The following is a 22,158-nucleotide window of genomic DNA, read 5'->3' as shown; positions in this document are numbered from 1 at the left end:
GAATCTCTTCACCACCGCCATCAATCACTCCCCCAACCTCTCCGCCAATCCGGAATAACGCTCGGTCTTCTTCCGTACCGCTTGTGCCAGCAGGGCGCGATCGCCATAGAGATCGAGCCGCGCCTTGGCGCGGGTGATGCCGGTATAGACCAGCTCGCGGGTCAACAGCGGGCTGGGGCTGTCGGGCAGCACCAGCACCGTATGGGCAAACTCCGAGCCCTGGGATTTGTGGATCGTCATGGCGTAGACCGTCTCGTGAGGTGGCAGCCGGCTGGGCAAGAGCGCCCGCAGGGTGCCGTCCGGTTGCTCAAACCATACCTTGAGCCGCCCGCTTTCATCGGGCAGGCAGAGCCCCATATCGCCGTTGTAGAGGCCGACCCCGTGGTCGTTGCGCACCACCATCACGGGGCGACCGGCATACCAGTCGCCATCGCGGGCAATCAGGCCAGCACGTGACAAGGCCAGTTCGAGTCGCTCGTTAAGCCCCAGCACCCCGAAGGGGCCGTCACGCAGGGCGCAGAGGATCTGGAAGCTGTTGAATGCCTTGAACACAGCGGCGGGCTCCTCCCCCGCGCGGGCCGCCTTCAGGTAACTGCCGTAACCGGCGACCCCCTGGGCAATCAGGGCGTCGTAAGCCTCCCCGGCCCAGGGGTGCAGGCTGATATCGGCGAATCCTGCGCCCCAGACAGCCTCCACCGCAGTGGCATCGCCGCTGTTGCAGGCGCGCGCCAGCTGGCCTATGCCGGAGTGCTGATCGAAGCGCCAGCTCTTGGCCAGCAAACAGAGGCTGTCGCGCACGGGTGCCCCTGCGGGCGTGCCCTGCAAGCGGTAGCCGGTCTGGCGGGAGAGCCAATCCGCCTGCGCCGGGCTGATGCCCTGTTCGATAAAGCTGCAGATATCGCCGAGCACGGCCCCCGCCTCCACAGAGGCGAGCTGATCCTTGTCGCCGAGCAGGATAAGACGGGCGTGGCTTGGCAGCGCATCGAGCAGGCGCGCCATCATGGGCAAGTCGACCATGGAGGCCTCATCCACCACCAGCAGATCCAGGTGCAGCGGGTTGCCTGCGTGGTGGCGGAACTGGCTGCGCCCCGGGATCACACCGAGCAGCCGGTGCAAGGTGCCCGCTTCGGTGGGGATCGCTTCGACCCACTCAGGGGGCAAGTCCAGCGCCTGAAGGGCAGAGCCGATACTCTCGGTCAGGCGTGCCGCCGCCTTGCCGGTGGGGGCCACCAGCCGGATCGCCGGCGCCTTGCCTGCTTGCAGGCCAGTCTCCACCAGAATGGCGAGCAGTTTGGCCACAGTCGTGGTCTTGCCGGTGCCGGGGCCGCCGGAGATGACCGCAAAGGGGCGCGCCGCCGCGGTGGCCGCCGCCAGCTTCTGGCCGTTGCAGCAGAGCGCTTCGGGCACCAGCGCATCCAGCTTGCTCAAGTCGCTCGCCGCCTGGGCGCTGGCGAGCAGCCCTTCGATGGCGGGCCAATCCACCTCGCTCGGGAACACCAGATCGAGATACTTCTCGATAAAGTGGCGGGCCGAGAAGTCGGGGGCGAGGCGGGCCTTGAGTAGCGCCCCGAACACCAACCCATAGTCGCGGGCAAACAGCCGCGACAGGGCCGGGGCAATTTCCGGCCATTCGGCTCGGTCACTCAAGGCGCGCAGATGGCGGGCTACTCCCTGCTCATGATCGTGGTAGCGGGTGAGGTAGAGCCGCCCGTGCCACAGCCGCAGCGGCCAGCGCGGGGCGAGCCCCTCATCCTGTTCGGACCCAACCAGGGGGCTTGCCGCAAACAGGGCGGGCCAGCGGGAAGGATCCGCCAGATCCCCCAGCAGATCCCGGCTCTGCTGGGGATCCAGCCCGAACGGGCGTAAAGCTCCACTCGCCAACATCTCAAGGGGCAAACAGACATGGCCGCGCCCCAGCTCGAAGCAGGCAAGTGCAGCTCCCAGCACCAGCTCGGGGCTGCCGCCCAGGTCGGCCACCAGCTTGGCAAATTGCAGATCCAGCTGGCGGATACGCCCCGCCAGCGCCAGTGCTTTCAACCGTTCGATCATGATGGCGCTGGTCGCCGTGCTGATCATGGTGTCGCTCATGCCTCTACCTCGTTCAATGCTTGGGATCCCGCTGCTGGCAGCTCACTGCCTGCGCTAAACAACCGATCCAGCCCCGACACCAGTTCACGGCTCGGGCGGGTATGGAAAATGCCCCCCTGCGGCATGCCGCGCAGGAACAGATAGAAGACGCCGCCAAAGTGCTGCTCGAAGTCGTAGCCCGGCAGGCGCAGGGTGAGCAGCCGGTGCAGCGCCAGCGAGTAGAGCTGGTATTGCAGGTCGTAGCGATGATCACACATGGCCCGCTCCAGCGCCGGACGGCTGTAATCGGCGGGGCTCATGCCGAGATGGTTTGATTTGTAGTCGAGCAGATACCAGCGCCCCTGCCACTCGAACACCAGATCGATAAAGCCTTTGAGCATCCCCTGCACTGTGGCAAAGCTCAGCGGCTTGTTGCCCCGCGATAGCGGGTCGTGCTGCTGGCAGAGCGCGGTCAGCGCCGGTGCCGTCACCCGCCCCATGGGCAGGAAGAACTCCAGCTCCACCTGTTTGCGCTCGGGCGCCAGATCCCGCAGTCGCACCGGCTCGCCAAAGCCGGTATCCAGCGGGGTATCGAGCACAGCCTCCACCTGCTGTTGCAACACGGGTGCCCAGCTCTCGTCGAAGCCATCCTGCACCAGCAGGCTGGCGATATGGTGCGCCAGCGACTCGCCGCCCGCGCTCTGGAAGTCGATGGTCTCGAACAGGCTGTGCAGCAGGGTGCCGGGGCGCGCCCCTTTCGGGAAGGTGAAGATGGAGGGCTCAGGCGCTGCCACCTCCCCCGGTTCGGCCAGCAAGGCCGCGCTCGCCGCCTCGGTCACTACCTCGTCATCGAAGCCGGGATTGGCCAGCACACCCTTGCTGTGACCATTTCCTTGCGCCGCCAGCCCGGAGTAGGAGCTGATCCACCAATCCCGCTCGAGGGAACCGGTAAAGCGGCGCACCTGCGGCTCACCCAACTGCTCCTCTTCAGGCGGCAGCGGGGCCGGACGGGTGAGCGAGGGCTCACAGACCACAACCCCGGGCAGCGCCTGCGACAGCTCGGTGAGGGCGGTCGCCAGGGTTTCGGCATCCCCCTCTTCGCCCTTTTGCAGCAGATAGCCGATGGCGGTGTGGTGCAGGTCCGTCTTCTCCGACTTGCCGTTGCCCGAGCGCACAGGGGCCAGCCCCAGCCAGGTGGCGTAGACGCCCCGGGTCAGCGCCACATAGAGCAGCCGCAGATCTTCGGCGAGGCGCTCCTTGTCGGCTTCCGCCAAGGATCCCTCGGCACCGGTCAAGTCGAGTATGGTGCGATTGCCCCCCTCGTCCGCCTCGTGATAGAGCGGGGTCTCGGCGGTTCTGTGGCTGCAGATGAAGGGCAGGAATACCAGCGGGTACTCCAGCCCCTTGGATTTGTGGATGGTGACTATCTGCACCAGCTTGCGCTCGGATTCGAGGCGCAGTACCTGCTCAGCATCCTGGCCGTTGGGGCGGCTCACCGCCTCCCCCAGCCAGCGCAGCAGGGCATATTCCCCGTCCAGCTCGCTGCTCACCTGTTGCAGCAGTTCGCCGAGATGGAGGAAGTTGGTCAACCGCCGCTCGCCGTAGGGGCTCGCCAACAGGGAGGAGGCGAGGTTGCGCCTGTGCAGCAGGGCCCGCAACATGGCCAGCACGCCACGGCGGTGCCAGATCTTGCGGTACTCCATAAACTCCTGCACCGCGCTCTCCCAGGCCCGCTCGTCGCTGGCCAGCCCATCGAGCGCCCTGGCATCCAGATCGAACAGGCCGGTCGCCAGCGCCGCCCGCAGGCTGCGCTCTTCGCTCGGGTTCTGGCAGGCGTGCAAAATCAGCAGTATCTCCCGCGCCTCCACCTGCTCCAGCACGCTCTCGCGGTTCGACAGATAGACGGAGGCGATGGCGAGCCGCGCCAGCTCCTGCTGCACCAGCTTGCCCTCGGCGCCGGTACGCACCAGCACGGCGATATCCCCCGCCTTCACCGCCTTGTCGCCTATCTGCGCCTTGCCCTCGCGGGCCTGGGTCAGCAGGCGGTGGATCTCGGCGGCCGTGGCGCGGGCCATCTTGCTCTGGTAATCCCCCCGATTGAAGGTGGGCTGGCCGGTCAGCTGCCAGCAGTGGAGCACGGGCGCGGTGGCGCCACCCAGCAGCAGCGCCTTGCTCTTGCCCTGCGCCTCCACCGGCAGGAAGGGGATATCCGCCTCGTAGATAAAGGGATCTTTTGCCCGCTCGAACAGGCCGTTGACCGCCCCCACCAGCGCACTGCTGGAGCGCCAGTTGCGCCCCAGGGTGTAGTGGGCGCTCACATTTCGCCGCGCCTGAATGTAGGTAAAGATATCGGCGCCGCGAAAGCCGTAGATGGCCTGCTTGGGGTCACCGATCATCAAGAGCGCCGTGTCTTGGTGACCGCCATAAAGCCGGTGGAAGATACGGTACTGCTGGGGGTCTGTATCCTGGAATTCATCGATCATCGCGACCCGATAGGTGGCGCGAATGCGCTCGCAGAGCCGCTCGCCCAAGCTGGAGCCGAGCGCCCCGTCGAGGTCTTTGAGCAGGTCATCGAACGAGAGCTGATGGGCCTGCCGCTTGCTCGCCTGCATCCGGCTACGCACCACTTTGGCGGCCCGTTGCAGGATCAGATCCCGAATACCGGGGCGGCTCGCCAGCAGTTCGTCGATCTGGTTGAACAGCGGCAAGGTCGGTGGCGCCTTCCCCTTGTTCAGCTTGGCTTCCAGTGTCTCCTGGCCAAAGCGCTCGAGATCCTTGGGCAGCGCGTAGCCGCTCCCCTCGTCCTGCGCCCAGTCGCTTATCTTGGCAAGCCAGCCTTCGTAGTTCTTGCCGGTATAGAGCTTCATCTGCCCCTCGGTCTGGCGGCGTATCTCGTCCATCTGCGCCAGCCAGGCATCTTTCACCGCATCGACACGGGCCATGGCCGCCTGATGGCGGGCGGCGAGGGTCTCATCCCCCAAGGCCGGGTGGATCTCCAGCTCGCTGTTGTCGAGCCAGCTGCTCATCTCCCGCAGCAGGGCGGCGGGGCTAGGCCAGAGCGCGCGCACCGAGCCGGCCAGGGTCTTGTCCACCGGATAGAACTCGGCGCGCCAGTAGTCGCTCACCGCCTGCAGCCTGAGCTGGCTGTCGTCGGTCAAAAATTCTGTCTCGAACAGGGCGCCCGACTCGAAGGCGTTCTGCTTGAGCATCCGCTGGCAGAAGCCGTGGATGGTGAAGACCGCCGCCTCGTCCATCTGCCGCTCGGCGGCCAGCAGGCGGCGGGCCGCCAATTCATGATCCTCCACCTCCACCAGCAGCTGGGCCAGCAGATCATCGCGGCTTTGCCCGCGCATAAAGGCAAGGCGCGCCTCGTGGATGCGGGCGCGGATCCGCCCCCGCAGCTCGGCAGTGGCCGCCTCGGTAAAGGTCACCACCAGGATTTCGGTCACCGACAGCGGCCGCTCGTGGGCGCTGGGCTGACCGGCATCGGCCCCCTCTTCGCCACTGTCTTGTTCAATAATCGGGCCGTGGCCCAGCAGCAGGCGCAGGTAGAGACCGGCTATGGTGTAGGTCTTGCCGGTGCCGGCGGAGGCCTCGATCAGTCGTTCACCGTGGAGGGGAAAACGCAGGGTATTGAGCGGGTTGGCCATTATTGCAACTCCTCCAGGGTCTGGTGCAGCGGGGTCAGGTGTTCGCGGGCTAGCGCCTGTAGCTGGGCCAGCACGGCCTCATCCAGTTCGGGGAAGCAGCGGGCGACATAAACGTCCTCCCCTTCGCCGTTGACCATATAGCCGCCGTTGAAGCGGGTGAGGGCCGCCTTGTCGGCTGCCTCCGGCTTCTCCGGATCCTTCTCCATCGCCTTGAGCCAATCCCAGGCTGTGTTGGGGAAAAACGGCAGCGGCCGCTTCATCCCCTGGGCCCAGAGCGCCACCAGGGCCGCCAGTTTGGGGCGCGCCTCGTCGGCCGAGAGCTTGGGCAGCCGCAGACTCTGCTTGGCATCGAACAGCAGGGTGTCGCCGGGGGCACTGCTCAGGCAGAGGCAGAGGTGCTGGATCCAGCCAAGCAGCAGATCCTTGCCGTTGAAGCTGCCGGGTTTCACCACCAGCAAGCGCCCCTTCTGGGTGTCGATCCACCCCTGCAGCTGGCCCTGTGCCAGCGAGATATCGATCTCCACCGCCTGTTTTTCACTGACCCAGGGGCGCAGACGCTCCGCCAGCTTGCCCATCTCGGCATCCAGATCGTCCAGCAGCAGGCTGCCGAACCAGCCTTGCGGCAGCAGGCCTGTGAGCTGCAACCGCTCGCGGCGCACCGCACTATCACCCTCAGCCAAGTGAGCACCGAGCAGCAGATCTTTAAGCTGATAATGTTGCAGACCGTCCAGCTCGAACGGCTCGCTGTCCTCTATGTTGGCTTCGTTCAACTCGAACCACACCTTGAGGCGGCGGTTGAGGAAATACTTGGTGGGTTGACGATAGAAGCGCAGCAACTCGGCCAGCTCCAGCCCCTGCTCCTTGCCCCATTCGGGGGGCAGCGGCAGCTCGCCGCTCTGGAAGTTGGCGGCGCCGCGCACAGGATTGAGGGCAGGCAGCCAGTCGGCGGCATAGGTAAAGAGGCGTGAACCCGCCTCCGGATGGAAGTAGTGGCGGCTGTAGGGGGTGAGCGGGTGCGGCACCATCAGGTGCTTTAGCAGCCGCTTGCCGGAAGTTTCATCGTCGAGATTCTCATCCCCCGCCAGCACGAAGCCCTGACGCACATAGTCGATCAGCTCGGCCAGCAGCACGGATGGCACCTTGTCGCTGTTGTCCTGGGCGCTGAAGCCCTGATAGCTGATATAGAGCCCCTGCTGGGCGCTGAGCAGCGCCTCGAGGAAGAGGTAGCGGTCGTCATCCCGGCGGGAGCGATCCCCGCGCCGCGAAGCCACCGCCATCAGATCGAAGCCCATGGGGGCCAAAGTGCGCGGGTAGACGCCGTCGTTCATGCCGAGCAGGCAAACCTGTTTGAAGGGGATGGAGCGCATCGGCATCAGGGTGCAGAAGTTGACCTGACCGGCGAGGAAGCGCTGGCTGGAGCGGGACTCCCCCAGCACGCTGCCGAGGTAATCCTGCAGCAGGGAGGCGGTGATGGGCTGATCGAAGCGAGCCTCGCCGAGCTGGGTCTGCCAGTCGGCCAGCTGGCTGCGAATGAGCTGGAGCTGACGCTCTTCCTCCTCGTCGGCCAGATAGAAGCGCTCCAGCAGCGCCAGCAGGCAGGCGTTCCACTGTGCCAGCGGCTGCGCCTGTTGCAAGCGTGGCAGGAATTCGGCCAGCGAGTCGACGAACCAGGCGAGCTTGCCGAGCGCCAGCCCCTGCTGACCCTCGATCTCTGCATAGGGCAATATGCTGGTCAAGGGCCCCTGCTGCCCCCCCATACTGTCGGCACAGGGCAGGATGCCCGCCACCGGCTCGCCATCCCCCATGGCAAAACCGAGCAGCATTCGGCGCAGGCCGAACAGCCAGCTGTTGCCGGACATGGGCGGCAGATCGAAACGGGCGGGATAGCCATCGTCCAGCCCCCAGCGGATGCCGGTCTCCTGCACCCAGACCCTCAGCTGGTTGAACTCGTCGTCATCCAGCTCGAAGCGGCGCAGCACGGCGGGCACCTCGAGAATGGCGAGCAGCTCGCCGGCGCCGAAGCGGGCGTTGGGCAGCTTGAGCAAAGCGAGGAAGCTTTGCAGCAGCGGGCTCTCCTGGCTCGCCGCCCGATCCGATACCGCGAAGGGGATCTGGCCGCGCGCACCGAACACCGCCTGAATGTAGGGGCCGTAGCTGTTCACGTCCGGCATCATCACCACTACGTCTTTCGGGTTGAGGGACGGGTCCTGCTCGAACAGCGCCAGCAGCCGGTCGTGCAGCACCTCGAGTTCCCGCATCGGGCCGTGACAGGCGTGGATCTGCAAGGATCCATCCGTTGGATCGATCGGGCTCTTGTGGTGGCTGCTGTCGAGATCGAACTGCCCCGCCCCCCGTTCGGCCAGCTCCAGCACATCCTTCTGGATGGCGCGCAGCAGGCTGACGTTGCCCCTGGCATCCAGCTCGTCGATGTCGACAAAGGCCTCGATTTGCGGCACCTCCAGCTCCATCAGCTGATGCAGGTAGTCGCGCCCCAGCTTGCCCATGGAGGCGAGCAGCGGGTTGGCGGGGCCCTGCAAGGTCTCGATATCCGTGCCGGGCTTGAGCTTGTTCTCGAGGCGCGCCAGGGTTTTGCGATCGAGCAGATCGCCCCAGTAGTAGCGGCAGGGGTTGGTGACGAACAGGTGCACCTCCACCTCGGGTCGGCTGCCGAGGGCCAGCAGCGCCTCCACATAGCGCGGCGGCAGCGCCGAGATGCCGAACACGAACACCCGCTGCGGCAGCTTGCCCGGCAGATCCAAGGTGCGCGCCAGCTCGTGGATAAACTCCTCGTAGAGGTTGGCTCTGTGGTAGCCGCTCGGGCTCAGCGCCAGGGTGCGGGCCACCAGCTCGCGCCACAGTTCGGGCTGCCAATCCTGCCCACTCACCCCGGCCAGCTCCAACCCCAATCCTTCCCCCTCTTCCCAGCGGGCGATCCAGTCCGACCGGTAGACCAGATACTGGTCGAACAGATCCGCCACCTTCTGGCAGAGCTGCCACAGTCGCACCTGCTCGGGATCTTTGGCAGGATCTTCGTCATCCCCGCCCCCCAGATAGGCGGCGAGCGGTGCGAAGGCGGGCCTGCCCAGCAGGGCGGGCAAAATGGTCATCAGTTGCCAGCTCATGGCGCCCTTGTTGTAGGGACTCTGGCGCGGCACGTCCGCCAGCACCCGGGTGAACATATCCCAGATGAAACTGGCGGGCAGCGGGAAGTCGATATTGGCGGCGATGCCGAAGGCCTTGGCCAGCTCCAGCTTGAGCCACTGGGCCATGCCCGGACTCTGCACCAGGATCTGCTCCCGATCGAAGGGGTGAGAGAGAGGAGCCTGCCGGATGCGGCTCACCAGCAGCTCCTTGAGCAGATCCAGCTGATTGGAGTGGTAGAGGGTAAACATGGACGACTCCCGCCAATTCAAATGAGGGGTGGGTGCGAGAAAAGGTGAGTCATTCCCGTCACTTCACACGAAATGGGATTGTCGGGGATCGAAGGGTAAGATGCAAAAGGCGCTTGTTGCCGCAGATCACGTCGCCATCATGCGGGGCAGGAAAGGGTCAATGGCGGACATAAAAAAGCCGGTGCTGCTGCACCGGCCAAAAGGCGTTGGAAAACTCTCACTATCCGGGTATTACCAGTTCTTGCCGAGGCGGGCATCCAGACTGAAGGCCCCTGCACCGGCCGCCGCCAGGGCCAGGAAACCACCGGCCACGGAGACGTTCTTCATGAACATCAGCATCTGCATCTGATCCGCAGGCTGATAGTGGAAAATAAAGGCGGCCATCAGGGTGAAACCGGCCATCAGCACAGAGATGCTGCGGCTGAACAGACCCAGCATGATGGCGAGGCCACCACCCAGCTCCAGCAGTATCACCAGCGGCAGAATGAATCCGGGCACGCCCATGGCTTCCATGTAACCCTGGGTACCGGCATAGCCGCCGATCTTGCCCCAGCCTGCAATCACAAACATCAGTGCCAGCAGTACGCGACCCACCAGCAGTGCCACATCTTTCATCTTGTCCATTTCAAACTCCTCGTTGTATGTCAAATCACCGCTGACTGCTTCAGGGTAGGTCAAATAACAGGGCTTGGCTGGCACTCATTGCCACCAGATCCCATTTGGGTTCATCACGACTGAGTACCCCGTCGCCGGGTCGGGCAGCCAGACCGTTGGCGGTCAGCTCCCCTGAAATCATCTGCAGGTAACCGTGTCGGCCGGCCAGCACCCAGGCGAGGCTCTCACCGGGTTCAAGCTGCAACCGCCATACGCGGGCCTGTTGGCGGATCCTGAAGGATCCCGCTTCGCCATCCGGTGATGCCACCAGCGTCAATCCCGGGTTGGCTTCAATCTTCTTCTGCTGATAGCCGGGGGGCGTGCCGTGTTCGTTCGGCTCGATCCAGATTTGCAACAGGGAGAGCGGCTCGGTCTGCGAGGGGTTGTACTCGCTGTGCCGAATGCCGGACCCTGCGCTCATCAGCTGGAAATCCCCTGCCGGGATCTGCTCGGCGTGGCCGAGGCTGTCCTTGTGCTCTATGGTGCCTTGCAGCACGCAGGTCAGGATCTCCATGTTGGCGTGAGGGTGAGTGGCGAATCCGCCACCCGGTGCAACCAGATCCTGATTGATGACCCGCAGCACCGAATGCCCCATCCAGTCCGGGTCGTAGTAGTGCCCGAAGGAAAAGCTGTGGCGCGCATCCAGCCAGCCGAAGTTGGCCTTGCCGCGCGCTTCTGCGGCTCTCAATTTCATCATGGTGTGCTCCTCACGTACCGATACGGTTGATTAACGCTGCTTGCCGCTACCGATGCCGAACGGAATGCGGTAGTCGCTGCTCTGCTCACCCAGGCTCACGGTCAGGTTGCCCTGGGTGCGGCTCGGGATCTGTACCTGCTGGCTGCCCATCAGGTTGGCATGCACGGAGGCAACCAGATCGCCAGACTCGTCACGCACTTCCAACATGGGGTTGCCCTTGCCTTCCACCGCGGCGGTCGCATGCCAGTTGACGAACAGCACACCCGGGGCGGCGTTGAGGTCAGCGGGGACGGAAGCCTGAGCAAAGCCGGCTNGGTCAGCGGGGACGGAAGCCTGAGCAAAGCCGGCTGTCATCAGGCCTGCAACGGCCAGCATCTTGATTACGTTTTTCATGTTCATTCACTCTCTTGGTTTTTATGTCATTGCCAAGGCCGGTTCGGCCAGAATCAATGCATCCATGCAAGAGGTTATTCAAATAGTGTGTTGTTCTTTTACCGACATCAGACATCACTCTTTGTGATGTCGCAGCCCGGAACTACTGTTTATTTGGCCGCTTGGCCTTCCTGCCTAAGCGTTGATTGAATATTAAAGACACTTGGCCTAAGTTGTTAGCGAGATAAACTGGCAAACATGTTCAAAAAAATTGAAGGTATGAAATGGCCAAGGAATCGAACAAGGAACGGGCACTGACCCTGGAAGCCATACGGGTGCTGGACGCCATCGATCGCCGTGGCAGCTTCGCGGCGGCCGCCGACGAGCTGGGCAAGGTCCCCTCGGCGCTGAGCTACACGGTGCAGAAGCTTGAAGACGAGCTCGACGCCATGCTGTTCGACCGCAGCGGCCACAGAACCAAGTTCACCCCGGCCGGCCGCATGCTGCTGGAGCGGGGCCGGGTGCTGCTGGAGGCGGCCGAGCATCTGGTGGGCGAGACCCGGGCGCTGGCCCGTGGCTGGGAGACAGACATCACCATAGCCGTCGATGCCCTGGTGCCGCTGCAGGCGCTCTATCCCCTGGTCGAAAGGCTGGCGGAGCTGACGGATACCCGGCTCAGGTTTCGCGCCGAGGTGCTGGCGGGCAGCTGGGAGTGTCTGGAAGATGGCCGGGCCGACCTGCTCATCTCCTCCCTCAACCCCGACATCATGCTGACCGGCATCAAGCATCAGGCGCTGCAGGAGGAGGTGATGCTCTACGTCGCCCACCCGGATCACCCGCTGCATCAGGAGCCCGAGCCCCTGGCGGACGAAACGCTGCGCCGCTACCGCGCCATCGCAGTGGCGGACTCTGCGCTGCGCAAGCCGGTGCTCACCTATCGCCTGCTCGACAAGCAGCCGCGCCTCACCGTCAGTACCATGGCGGAGAAACGCGATGCCCTGCTGGCGGGGATAGGCGTCGGCACCATGCCGCTGAGCTGGATAGAAGAGGACATCAAGGCGGGCCGCCTCAAGGTGATCAGCCCCGAGTATCGTCACCAGATCCAGGTTGTACTGGCCTGGCGGCGCGATACCATGGGCAAGGCCAAGAGCTGGCTGGTGCGGGAGATCCCCAAGCTGTTTCCCTGCAAGGGGGAGTGAGGCCGGGAAGCCTTAACCATGATGGATGGAGACGGCGCTCGCCTTCGCTTGACGGCGGGCGCAAATTCGGGGAAAAGAAAAAAGCGGACCTCTTGCGAGTTCCGCTCAATGCCAGGAAAGAATAAAAACCTTGCGGTTTAAAAAACCCTTAAATTGGAAGCAAACAATCGATTTCTCAACCAGGAAGGTCTTGAATCCGATTCGTTTTGAATTATGCGCGATGTTTTATGCGCCACCAGCAAAATGTTGAATGGTTGAAGGATATGCACCGCAGAGTATCACTATCTGCAACCTTCACCCTTGACTGGTCTGGCCATTTCAACCGATTACGACGGGTTTATTTCCTCTGGTTTTTTTAAGTGTCAGTATCTGAGCCCATAACTAAAAAAGAACCCAGTTTCTGACACAACATAAAGATGCAGATAAAGGAATAGTTGCATGACCTACAGCCAGACCCTGGCCAACAATATTCTCGACACCCTGAAGAAGACCCTGACCGACAAGGGGATCCGCTATCAGACCCTGGCAGAAGCCATGGGGGTCTCCATCGCCACCGTCAAGCGGATGATGAACAAACCCTCCCTGCCGTTCGATACCCTGCTGGAAATCTGCCACCTGGTGGGGCTCTCGTTCGAGGAGCTGCTGGACCGCACCCAGGATGCCCAGAGCCGCCGCGCCGTCTTCACCCAGGAGCAGGACGAGGCATTCCATAAGGAGCCGGGGCTCTACGCCTTTCTCGCCAACATCTTCTGGCGCGACAAGACGCTGATCGATCTCAAGCGGGAGTACGGCCTGACCGACGCCTCCTGCTACCTCTACCTGCGCAAGCTGGAGAAGCTCGGCATCCTGCAGCTCGGCATAGACAACAGCTACCACTTCCTCATCAGCGAGCGCATCAGCTTCGAGCAGCACAGCCGCTTCGCCCGCCAGCAGGCGCGCCAGGCCATGTCCGTGCTGGGGGACTATCTGGTGGAGAACATGCACAAGTCCAACAACTACATGGCGCTGTGCCAGCTCCATCTGGGCGAGAGCGAGGCCATGGCGCTGATCGAGCGGATGAAGGAGTACTGGCACCAGGAGCTCAAGCTCAACCGCCCTGCCATCGGCCAGCGCGAGGGCAGCAAGACCTACACAATGTCGCTGCAGCTGGCGGACTGCGGCTACCAGAGCTTCGACGACCTGATCCCCAATATCGACAACTGATCCCGGCGGATCCTGCGGGATCCGTCTGCTTTAGTCAGCTCGATAGCGGCAATTCAGACCGTCTTGCAGCCATTGGCCGCAGCGTCCGCATCCCCCGACAGATACCTGTCGCCACTGTGCCCGCCAGTGCGCGCTGATTCATTGTGACTCCGCCATATGGGGACATTTTGAGGGGCTGAATGCAGGCGACAGCGCCCGGGTGTCGAGATGAATTCGTATGGCATCCGGCCGCCAGTGCTCGATATCGCAATCCACCAGCCCCCCTCGCTCGTCATAGTTGACCCGCACCAGCCGCAGCACTGCGCTCCCTTCCGCCAGATTGAGGGCACGGGCTATGGCGCCCCGCGCCGCCGAGGGGGTGATCTCCAGGCTGGCACCGCCCTGGCCTATGCCATAGTGCTGCTGATAGAGCTCGGTGAGTGAGCTGGCCAGCGGCGCGCTGGCGATATCGGGGAAGCGGCTCGCCAGCAGGTGGTGGCTGACGTGGAGCACGGGTCGACCGTCGATCAACCGCTGGCGGCGGATCTCGTAGAGCGGGGTGAAGGGATCCAGCCCCATCCAGCGGCACAGCTCGCTGCTGGCCAGGGCGCTGCCGTGGGCCAGCACCCGGGTCTCGGCAATGCGCTGCTGCTCGCCGATCCACTGGTGAAAATGGGTGTGGATGGCGGGGTCGTAGGTGAGCCGGGGCGGCGCCACAAACCAGCCGCGCCGCTCGGCCCGGTAGATAAGGCCGTCCGCTTCCAGGCTGGAGAGCGCCTCCTTGATGGTGATGCGGGTGGTGGCGAAACGCTCGCTCAAGGCCCGTTCGGCGGGCAGCTGTTGCCCCGCCCCCAGCTGGCCGCTGCCGATATAGCGGCGCAGAGTCTGGCAAATCTGTTCACACTTGGAGGGGCTGCGGCCAGCGGCCACCCCCTGTTCGCTCAATCGCTCTGTCACTGTCACATCCCTGTCGGTCATTCCGGTTTGCGTCCGTCTGGAGTAGACCAGCGGCTGTCGGCCCTGAGTTGTAACCGCTGTGGATGACAGTGCCGTGACAGGGCGATTGTCATCAAACTGCCATCAAAGCGCCCCGCCACCGTCATATTTCCCCTCTAGCATCCCTCTCGAACCTTAACTGACCTAGTCCAGAGGGATGGGATGATGAAAAGCGTGATCGCAAGTGCACTGGCCCTGGTGGCCATCAGTCAGCCACTGTTTGCCGCCGAGAACATCGCGGATCTTGAGAAAGCCGCCCGCGGTGAAGGCCAGCTCAGCAGCATTGGCATGCCCGACAGCTGGGCCAACTGGAAGGACACCTGGCAGCAGCTGGGCAACATCTACGGCATCAAGCATCAGGATACCGACATGAGCTCGGCCCAGGAGATCGCCAAGTTCGCCGCCGAGAAGGCCAACGCCACCGCCGACATCGGCGACGTGGGCGGCGCCTTCGGCCCGGTCGCGGTCAAGCAGGGGGTCACCCAGCCCTACAAGCCCTCCACCTGGGCAGACATTCCGAACTGGGCCAAGGACGCGGACGGCCACTGGATGCTGGCCTATACCGGCACCATCGCCTTCCTGATCAACAAGGATCTGGTCAAGGCCGCCCCCACCAGCTGGCAATCCCTGCTGGGCGGCGACTACAAGGTGACGCTGGGTGACGTGGGTGTTGCCTCCCAGGCCAACAACGGCGTGCTGGCGGCGGCCTATGCCACCGGCGGCAGCGAGAAGAATCTCAAGCCCGCCTTGGAATTGTTCGGCCAGCTGGCCAAGCAGGGTCGCCTGTCGCTGAACGACCCCTCCATCGCCAATATCGAGAAGGGCGAGGTGGAAGTGGGCGTGCTGTGGGACTTCAACGCGCTGAACTACCGCGACAAGATAGACCCCAAGAAGTTTGATGTGGTGATCCCGAGCGACGGCTCCGTCATCGCCGGCTACACCACCATCATCAACAAGTGGGCCAAGAACCCCAACGCCGCCAAGCTGGCGCGGGAATACATACTCTCCGATGCCGGTCAGATCAACCTGGCCCGAGGCTATGCCCGCCCGATCCGCAGCAACGTGACCCTGCCGGACGACGTGAAAGCCAAGCTGCTGCCGGCCGAGCAATATGCCAATGCCAAGCCGGTCAGCGACCATGCCGCCTGGGAGCAGAGCTCCAAAGCCCTGCCGCGCCAGTGGCAGGAAACCGTCATGATCAACATGCAGTAAGGAGTGCCAGTGCAACACAAGGTGATAGTGGTACTTGTGGATGGCCTGTCTGCCGAGGTAGCCCACACCATGGGCTACCTCACAGGCATGGTGGAGGCAGAGCGCGGCCTGTATACGACCCTGAGCTGCGCCCTGCCCTCTCTCTCCCGGCCCCTCTACGAGTGCATCCTGACCGGCGTACCGCCGGTGGCCAGCGGCATCACCCACAACGGGGTGAGTCGCCTGAGCCAGCACGACTCCATCTTCCATTTGGCCCGGGCCGCGGGCAAAAGCACCGCCGCCGCTGCCTATCACTGGGTAAGCGAACTCTATAACCGCAGCCCCTGGCTGGCGCTGCGGGATCGTTACACCCATGACGAGCAGTTGCCGATCCAGCACGGCTGCTTCTACTGGGATGACAACTACCCCGACAGCCATCTGCTGATGGATGGCGAGTGGCTGCGAACCCAGCATGACCCAGATTTTCTGCTGATCCACCCCATGGGTGTGGACGATGCGGGCCACAAGTTTGGCCTGGATTCCCGCCAGTACCGCAACCAGGCGCGCCGCATGGACAGCCTGCTGGCCGATCTGCTGCCCCAGTGGCTGGCGGAAGGGTATCAGCTGGTGATCACCTCGGATCACGGCATGAACGAGGATCTCAGCCACGGCGGCACCCTGCCAGAAGAGCGCAGCGTGCCACTCTGGCTGTTTGGCGATGCCTTTGTGGCCCAGTGGCCGGAGGGCGCGACGATCGCCCAGACCCAGCTCTGCGCCCTGATGGCCGACTTGCTGGGCATTCCCCACGACAAGCCAGCCGCACCACAGCTGCTCAAGGCGGCCTTTATGCGCGAGGTGCACTGATGATGCCTGCCACCACGAGGATCGCGGCGGATCAACCCGTGAAGATCCTGCACGGAGCCCGCCGCCACTGGCTGCCCGCCCTGGTGCTGCTCCCCTTTATCCTGCTGATGATGTTGTTCCAGCTCGCCCCCATGGTGTGGGTGCTGGTGGGCAGCTTCCAGACCCCGGATGGCTGGGGCATCGACTACTACCGGGAAATTTTGGGCTCCCCCTTCTACCTGCAATCCTTCACCAACTCCCTGCGCATCGCCGGCATCGCCAGCCTGGCGGGGCTCGTCATCGGCACCCTGGGCGCCGCTGCGCTGCGCCACAGCGGCGAGCGGGTGAAGCGGCTGCTGCTGGCCTTTGTCACCATGACCAGCAACTTCAGCGGCGTGCCCCTGGCGTTCGCCTTCATCATCATTCTCGGCATCAACGGCGCCGTCACCCTGCTGCTCAAATCCTGGGGCTGGATCGACGGCTTCAACCTCTACTCGGGGTCGGGCCTCATCCTCATCTACACCTATTTCCAGATCCCGCTCGCCTTGCTGCTGCTCTATCCGGCGTTCGATGCGCTGCAGGATGACTGGCCCCAGGCCGCCGCCCTGCTGGGGGCGAGCAAGGGGCAATACGTGTGGCACGTGGCGCTGCCTGTGCTCACCCCCGCCCTGCTAGGCACCCTCATCATCCTGTTTGCCAACGCGGTGGGGGCCTATGCCTCCGCCTACGCCCTCACCACGGGCAACTTCAACCTGGTGACCATCAGGGTGGCCAGCCTGGTCTCAGGCGACATCTTCCTCGAGCCCAATCTGGCGGCGGCGCTGGCGGTGATCCTGATGGTGCTGCTGGGAGTGGTGACGGCCGCCAACCAGTGGCTGCTGAAGAAGAGCTATGTGAACAAGGGGCAATCCCATGCATGACCTGACACCCTGTTTTGGATCGAACAAGCTGGGTGCAGTTGGCCCACATCATGGCGGGAGACGACAAGATGCATGACCTGACACCACGCTGGCCAAGGTGGGTGCTGGGGGCGCTGGTCGCCACCCTGCTGCTGCCGCTGCTGGCCACCTTTCTCTATTCCATCTCCACCCGCTGGGGGGCGACCCTGCTGCCGGACGGCTTCACCCTCGACTGGTATCTGCAGCTGTGGGGCGACCCGCGCTTTCTGGCGGCGTTTGGCCGAAGCCTATTGGTCTGCTTCGCCACCCTGCTGCTCGGAACCCTGGTGCTGGTGCCGACCGTGCTGGTGGTGGCCTACTACTTCCCCAGGCTGGATCCCTGGATGAACCTGCTGATCCTGCTCCCCTTCGCGGTGCCGCCCGTGGTCTCCTCTGTGGGGCTGCTGCAGATCTACGCCGACGGCCCGCTGCCCATAGTCGGCACGCCCTGGATCCTGATCGGCACCTGGTTCACAGTCGTGCTGCCCTTCATGTACCGGGCACTGGCCAACAGCCTGCAGGGTGTACCGCTGAAAGATCTGATGGATGCCGCCCACCTGCTGGGGGCCAGCAGTACCCGCGCCTTCGCGCTGGTGGTGATCCCCTGCCTGCGCAAGGGGCTGCTGGCGGCGCTGTTCCTGTCGCTCTCCTTCCTGCTCGGGGAGTTCGTGTTTGCCAACATGCTGGTGGGCACCCGTTACGAGACCCTGCAGGTCTACCTCTACAACATGCGCGCCACCTCGGGCCACTTCACCAGTGCGCTGGTGATGAGCTACTTCCTGCTGACCCTGCTGCTCACCTGGGCGGCAAACAAATTCCATCGGTGACGCGCCATGATCCACCGGACAACCCGCACCACACCGACCGACTCCATACCGCCCACCCCCAGCCTGGGCAGCCCATTATTCGCTTTCATCGGTGACTAACCATGTTCCATCTAGAAGTAACCCAACTGCACAAATCCTACGGCGAGACCAAGGTGTTCGAGGGGATAGAGTTCGGCATCCGCAAGGGGGAGCTGGTCACCCTGCTCGGCCCCTCAGGCTGCGGCAAATCCACCCTGTTGCGGGCGCTGGCCGGGCTCACCCCGGTCGATGGCGGTCAGGTACGGGTGGCCGGTGAAGAGATCACCTGGCAGGCACCCCAGAAACGGGGCATCGGCATGGTGTTCCAGAGCTATGCCCTCTTCCCCAACATGACTGTGTGGGACAACGTGGCCTTCGGCCTCAAGATGAAGCCCCAGCCGGGACGGGAGCTGGCGGCCAGCGTGCAGGAGGCCTTGAGTCTGGTGGAGCTGGATGGCTTAGAGCGCCGCTATCCGAGCGAGCTCTCCGGTGGCCAGCGCCAGCGGGTCGCCCTGGCCCGCGCCCTGGTGGTTCGGCCAAGGATCCTGTTGCTGGACGAGCCGCTATCTGCGCTGGATGCCCGCATCCGCCGCAGCCTGCGCTTGCAGATCCGCGAGATCCAGCAGCGGCTCGAGCTCACCACCATCTTCGTCACCCACGATCAGGAAGAAGCGCTGACCATGTCGGACCGGATCTTCCTGATGAACAAGGGATCCATAGTCCAGAGCGGCACGCCTGAGCAGATCTACACCCGCCCCGCCAGCGAGTTTGTGGCGAGCTTTATCGGCAACTACAACCTGCTGAACGCAGAGCAGGGCAAGTCGCTGTTCGGCCCCCGTTTTCAGGGCAAGCTGGCGCTGAGGCCGGAGTCCATCACACTGCTGCCCGCAGGGGCGACCAGTAGCGAACCCAGCCTGCCCGGCATAGTTCGCCAGCAGCAGCTGCTCGGCAACGTCATCCGCTATCAGGTGGCGTGCGAGGCGGGGCTCTTGACGGTGGACTGCCTCAACCGCTCGGCCCGGGATTTGCTGCCGGCAGGCACAAGTGTCACTCTGGCGGTGGCCCGGGATCAGCTGTGTGAGGTAGCATAAGGCCATGTATCCCATTCTGTTTTCAGCCGGCATCAAGATGCCGGCCACCAACCCAAGGAGCCGTCATGGCACTGGCACTGTTTGATCTGGACGAGACCCTGATTGCCGGGGATTCCGCCAGCCTCTGGCTGGAGTACATGGTAGCCCAGGAGCTGGCCCCGGCGGACATGATTGCCGAGGAGCAGGCCATGATGTCCCTCTACCATCAGGGCAAGATGGACATGCATCAGTACATGGCCTTCACCCTGCGGCCGCTGGCCGGCAAGTCGCGCCAGTGGCTCGGCCAGCAGTGCCAGCACTTCGCCGAGCAGGTGCTGAGGGCGCGCATCTATCCGGAAGGGCTGGCGCGCATCGAGTGGCACAGGGAGCGCGGCGACGAGCTGGTGCTGATCTCCGCCTCCGGCGAGCATCTGGTGGCGCCCATGGCGCAGATGCTGGGGATGGATCACTGCGTCGCCATACTGCTGGATGAGGAAGAGGGCATGCTGACCGGCCAGACTCGCGGCACTCTCAGCTTTCGGGAAGGCAAGGTGGCCCGCATCAACCAGCTCTTCGTCGGGAACGACAACCTCTGGCAGGAGAGCCACGGTTACAGCGACTCCCACAACGACCTGCCACTGCTGCGGGCTGTGACCCATCCCCATGCGGTCAATCCGGCTCCCGGCCTGCGTCAGGTCGCCGTCGAGCAGGCCTGGCCCACCCTGGACTGGCAGTTGGTCGGCTGATCGGCTGATCGGCTGAATAATGAAGAAGAGGCCCTCAGGCCTCTTCGTTGCTCAACAGGCTGCCTTTTGGCAAGCTCCCCTCTCCGGCCACCAGTTCCTGCGGCTTGCCCAGGTAGATGCGGTTCTTGCCATCGCGCTTGGCACGATAGACCTCGGCATCGGCCACCTCCAGCAGCGTCTGGCCGTGCGTCACCCCATGGCTGGCCACCAGCCCGCCACTCAAGGTGAGTCTGAGGCCAGGCTCGCGCCAGTCCAGTGACTCCACCCCCTTGCGAAACTGCTCCATCAGCATCAGGCAGAAGTGGGTGTCCGGGTTGACCATCAGCACCACCAGCTCCTCCCCGCCGTAACGGCAGACCCAGCCATGATCCCCCAGCAGCCGCATGGCCAGCTTGGACACCCGCTTGAGCACCACGTCCCCGGTCTGGTGGCCATAGTTGTCGTTGACCCGCTTGAAGTCATCGAGATCGACCATGGCCAGGCAGAAGGGCTGGTGTTCGAGCAACAGCCGGGTCAGGCGTTCGTCGAAGAAGCGGCGATTGTAGAGGCCGGTCAGCTTGTCCAGATGGGCCTGCTGGCGCGCCTCGTGATAATCCTTGCCCACCTCGGCCAGCTCGGCGTAGACGTCCTTGAGCTCACGCATCCCGCCCTGGGGCACGTCATCGGGTTGGGTCCGGCTGGCCCGGATCATGGAGGAGATCTCGTCGAGCATGCGGCGGAAATAGCGGGACCACACCAGTGCCAGCACGAAATAGAGCACGCAGGCCAGCGCCACCATCAGCAGCACGTTGAGGGAGACCCTGTCGATCGCGGCCTGGACGCTGGCCGCCGGTTGCACGCTGATGAGCACCCAGTTGCGTTCAGGCAACTTGCTGTAGGCCACGAACAGCTGGGAGGCCTTGTCCAGGAAGATGCCATCCCCCTGCTTGAAGCGGGAGAGCCACTGGGGATGGGTCATGGGCTTGAGCAACTGGGCGGGATCCGGGTGCACCAGCACCTTGCCGGACTGGTTGACTATCATCTGGTACCCGTTGTCAGCCTGGCGGTTCAGCTGGGCCGAGAAGGGCGCCAGGATGGCATCGACCGCAAACACCCCCCGCACCTTGCCGCTGGCATCGGTCAGGGCCCGCGCCAGGGCGATGACCAGGTTGCCATTGGTGTAGTCGTAGTAGGGCTCGGTCCAGACTATCTTGCCCAGATGCTGGCTGGCCAGCTGATACCAGGGGCGTACCCTGGGATCGAAGTTGGCATCCGCCTCCCACTTGGGGTAAATCAGCATCTGGCGCTCGGCCGTGCCGACATAGATGTAGATGAGATCGGCCATGACCCCCTTGTAGAGCCGCCACTCCTTCAGATAGGTCTCGGTATTGTACAGGCGGGGGCCGCTGATATCTTCCACCTTCACTTGGTCGTAGATAAGCGTAAACTGCCGTTCCATCTCCTGGAGATAGGGCTCGATGAAGACGTGACGCAACTGGTGATTGGTGGCGAGCAGACGCTGCTGCAACTCGTTTTGCAGGCTGCGTTCCATGTGCAGATAGTAGATGCCGCCCAGCATCAGCACGGGAATGAACAGCAGCAGCAGCCCCAGCCGCATCCGGGCAACCAGGGACCAGGTTTTCTTGGAGACAACACGCTTATCCAACCCGGACTCCTGCTACCGTCAGACATGATGTAGTGTCAGAATATCAGCACCACGGGATGGCGTCCAAAATGAAGCTGGTTATGTGCTCAACAAGAGGTAATCGACACGGATGTTGAACCCTGATCTGCTGATGGCGCTGCACTATTGCGCCGTGATCACCCTGACCGGGGCCATCACCTCAGAGTATTTTCTGTTCCGGCGCGGCATGTCCATCGAACAGGTGCGCAAGCTGCTGCTGGCCGATGGCCTCGCGGCGCTGGCCCTGCTGCTCATCTTCATCACGGGCGTGTTGCAGGTGCTCGCCCACCCCGACGAGCCCGCCGTGCTGCTCGCCAACCCCGGCTATCGCACCAAGCTGCTGCTGTTCTTCGTGATGGCCATCAGCTTTGGCTACCCCAGCCGCCTCTTCTATCGCTGGCGCCGCTCCCTGCGCCAGGGTCGGGCCCCCATGGTCTCCATCCAGCAGCAGTTCTGGGTGATATGGATCCTGCGTAGCAACCTCTTGCTGCTCGCCCTGATCCCCCTGCTGGCCAGACTTGCCAACAGCTGAAAGCAGCCGCCATAAAACCGCAATAACGGCTGATCCTGAGCCTGGGTAGCAAGACACTTGCAGCTCACCCTGATCCCCCTGCTGGCCAGACTCGCCAGTAGCTAAAGACAAATCCCCCCGA

Annotated in this window: 17 protein-coding genes; 9 read left to right on the top strand and 8 right to left on the bottom strand. The window is 63.6% G+C overall.

Annotation, left to right across the window (positions count from 1 at the left end; genetic code table 11):
* Positions 1-24: 24 nt before the first annotated feature.
* The 6 genes from recD to ACM3N8_RS20670 form a co-directional block, all read right to left on the bottom strand.
* On the bottom strand, positions 25-2,088 hold the full coding sequence (gene recD / locus ACM3N8_RS20695) for an exodeoxyribonuclease V subunit alpha (RefSeq protein WP_290019731.1): 2,064 nt from the start codon (positions 2,086-2,088) through the stop codon (positions 25-27).
* Positions 2,085-5,717, bottom strand: a complete 3,633-nt coding sequence (gene recB / locus ACM3N8_RS20690; RefSeq protein WP_416016551.1) for an exodeoxyribonuclease V subunit beta — start codon at positions 5,715-5,717, stop codon at positions 2,085-2,087. The genes recD and recB overlap by 4 nt, the downstream gene beginning before the upstream one ends.
* Entirely contained in the window at positions 5,717-9,109 is a 3,393-nt protein-coding gene (gene recC / locus ACM3N8_RS20685; protein ID WP_416016550.1) for an exodeoxyribonuclease V subunit gamma, read from the bottom strand. The genes recB and recC overlap by 1 nt, the downstream gene beginning before the upstream one ends.
* A gap of 231 nt (positions 9,110-9,340) precedes the next feature.
* Positions 9,341-9,733, bottom strand: a complete 393-nt coding sequence (locus ACM3N8_RS20680) for a DoxX family protein (RefSeq protein ID WP_043141457.1) — start codon at positions 9,731-9,733, stop codon at positions 9,341-9,343.
* A 40-nt stretch (positions 9,734-9,773) separates the two neighbouring features.
* Positions 9,774-10,460 (bottom strand): pirin family protein, encoded by a 687-nt coding sequence (locus tag ACM3N8_RS20675; protein ID WP_290019734.1) that lies wholly within the window; start codon positions 10,458-10,460, stop codon positions 9,774-9,776.
* A gap of 30 nt (positions 10,461-10,490) precedes the next feature.
* A complete protein-coding gene (locus ACM3N8_RS20670) occupies positions 10,491-10,859 on the bottom strand; it encodes a hypothetical protein (RefSeq protein WP_416016549.1) in 369 nt (122 codons plus the stop codon).
* A gap of 257 nt (positions 10,860-11,116) precedes the next feature.
* Between ACM3N8_RS20670 and ACM3N8_RS20665 the strand changes: the two genes are divergently transcribed.
* Positions 11,117-12,031, top strand: a complete 915-nt coding sequence (locus ACM3N8_RS20665) for a LysR family transcriptional regulator (RefSeq protein WP_043556051.1) — start codon at positions 11,117-11,119, stop codon at positions 12,029-12,031.
* A 438-nt stretch (positions 12,032-12,469) separates the two neighbouring features.
* On the top strand, positions 12,470-13,234 hold the full coding sequence (locus ACM3N8_RS20660) for a helix-turn-helix domain-containing protein (RefSeq protein WP_043556049.1): 765 nt from the start codon (positions 12,470-12,472) through the stop codon (positions 13,232-13,234).
* 138 nt (positions 13,235-13,372) lie between these two features.
* Here ACM3N8_RS20660 and ACM3N8_RS20655 read toward each other — a convergent pair whose 3' ends face one another.
* Positions 13,373-14,191 (bottom strand): UTRA domain-containing protein, encoded by an 819-nt coding sequence (locus ACM3N8_RS20655; protein ID WP_181003729.1) that lies wholly within the window; start codon positions 14,189-14,191, stop codon positions 13,373-13,375.
* Positions 14,192-14,374: 183 nt separating this feature from the next.
* On the opposite strand from ACM3N8_RS20655, the gene ACM3N8_RS20650 reads away from it, so the two are divergent.
* From ACM3N8_RS20650 to ACM3N8_RS20625, 6 genes are all read left to right on the top strand, one after another.
* On the top strand, positions 14,375-15,421 hold the full coding sequence (locus ACM3N8_RS20650; protein ID WP_290019735.1) for an ABC transporter substrate-binding protein: 1,047 nt from the start codon (positions 14,375-14,377) through the stop codon (positions 15,419-15,421).
* Positions 15,422-15,430: 9 nt separating this feature from the next.
* Entirely contained in the window at positions 15,431-16,264 is an 834-nt protein-coding gene (locus ACM3N8_RS20645) for an alkaline phosphatase family protein (RefSeq protein ID WP_290019736.1), read from the top strand.
* Positions 16,264-17,163 (top strand): ABC transporter permease, encoded by a 900-nt coding sequence (locus ACM3N8_RS20640; protein WP_416016548.1) that lies wholly within the window; start codon positions 16,264-16,266, stop codon positions 17,161-17,163. The genes ACM3N8_RS20645 and ACM3N8_RS20640 overlap by 1 nt, the downstream gene beginning before the upstream one ends.
* Positions 17,164-17,231: 68 nt before the next feature.
* Positions 17,232-18,008, top strand: coding sequence for an ABC transporter permease (locus ACM3N8_RS20635; protein WP_290019738.1), 777 nt, complete (start codon positions 17,232-17,234; stop codon positions 18,006-18,008).
* A 101-nt stretch (positions 18,009-18,109) separates the two neighbouring features.
* Entirely contained in the window at positions 18,110-19,117 is a 1,008-nt protein-coding gene (locus ACM3N8_RS20630; RefSeq protein WP_043556044.1) for an ABC transporter ATP-binding protein, read from the top strand.
* A gap of 65 nt (positions 19,118-19,182) precedes the next feature.
* Positions 19,183-19,842, top strand: a complete 660-nt coding sequence (locus tag ACM3N8_RS20625) for an HAD family hydrolase (protein WP_103472889.1) — start codon at positions 19,183-19,185, stop codon at positions 19,840-19,842.
* A 34-nt stretch (positions 19,843-19,876) separates the two neighbouring features.
* Here the strand turns inward: ACM3N8_RS20625 and ACM3N8_RS20620 are convergent, their stop codons facing one another.
* Complete coding sequence (locus ACM3N8_RS20620) at positions 19,877-21,487, bottom strand: sensor domain-containing diguanylate cyclase (RefSeq protein WP_290019739.1); 1,611 nt, start codon at positions 21,485-21,487, stop codon at positions 19,877-19,879.
* A gap of 109 nt (positions 21,488-21,596) precedes the next feature.
* On the opposite strand from ACM3N8_RS20620, the gene ACM3N8_RS20615 reads away from it, so the two are divergent.
* Complete coding sequence (locus tag ACM3N8_RS20615; RefSeq protein ID WP_290019740.1) at positions 21,597-22,037, top strand: DUF2214 family protein; 441 nt, start codon at positions 21,597-21,599, stop codon at positions 22,035-22,037.
* The last annotated feature ends 121 nt before the right edge of the window (positions 22,038-22,158 follow it).

It is taken from the genome of Aeromonas sp. A04 (assembly GCF_047780465.1).
Taxonomy (GTDB): Bacteria; Pseudomonadota; Gammaproteobacteria; order Enterobacterales; family Aeromonadaceae; genus Aeromonas; species Aeromonas bestiarum.
The sequence above is the reverse complement of the archived record's forward strand: the minus strand, read 5'-3'. Positions and strand labels throughout refer to the sequence as shown.